General features: G+C 76.8%; 1 protein-coding gene. It reads left to right on the top strand.

Annotated elements, in window-relative coordinates; genetic code table 11:
• Nucleotides 1–772, top strand: a 772-nt coding sequence (locus ACOV8S_RS31030) for an acyltransferase domain-containing protein (protein WP_448321820.1), incomplete at both ends; no start/stop codon positions are given.

The raw sequence follows: 772 nt of genomic DNA, 5'->3' as shown, positions 1-772 counted from the left end.
GGTGCCGGACGCGGTGACCGGTCACAGCGTCGGCGAGTACGCCGCCCTGCACGCCGCGGGCGCTCTGCCGCTCGTCGACGGCCTGCGGCTGGTGACCGCCCGCGGGCGGCTCATGAGGCGCTTGTGCTCGCCCGGCGCGATGGTGGCGGCGGCGCTCGACCGCTCCTCCGCCGCCGCCCTGGCCGCGGCCGTTCCGGGAGCGGAACTGGCCGTGGGCAACGGCGCGCGGGCCCATGTCCTCGCCGGGCCCGTCGCCGCGGTGGAACGTTTGTGCACGCTGCTGGAGGCCCAGGGCACCCCGCACGAGCGGCTGCCGGTGGACCGCGCCTTCCACACCGAGCAGATGCGGCCGATGACCGGTGCGTTCCGCGAGGTGCTGGACACGGTGCCGTTCGCCTCGACGCGCCTCCCGGTCGTCAGCGCCGTGGACGGCGTCGCCCGTCCCGCCGGGTGGGTCCCCGACGCGGACCACCTGGTGCGGCACACCAGGGAGCGGGTGCGCTTCGAGGAGGCGTTGCGCACCGTCGGTGAGCGGTCCCCGGACGTCCTGCTGGAGATCGGGCCGCACACCACGCTCAGCTCGCTGGCCCGGCGTGCGCTGCCCGGCCTGCGCACGGTCGCGTCGCTGCGCCGCGGCGACGGCCTCGGCGCGCTGTGGGGCGCGGCGGCGGAACTGCACTGCGCGGGTGCGGACGTCCGCTGGGAGCTCTTCCTCGACGGCTGTGGCGGGCGGAGGATCCCGCTGCCCGGCTACCGGTTCCAGCACCGGAAC

It is taken from the genome of Streptomyces sp. CO7 (assembly GCF_053474865.1).
The sequence above is the reverse complement of the archived record's forward strand: the minus strand, read 5'-3'. Positions and strand labels throughout refer to the sequence as shown.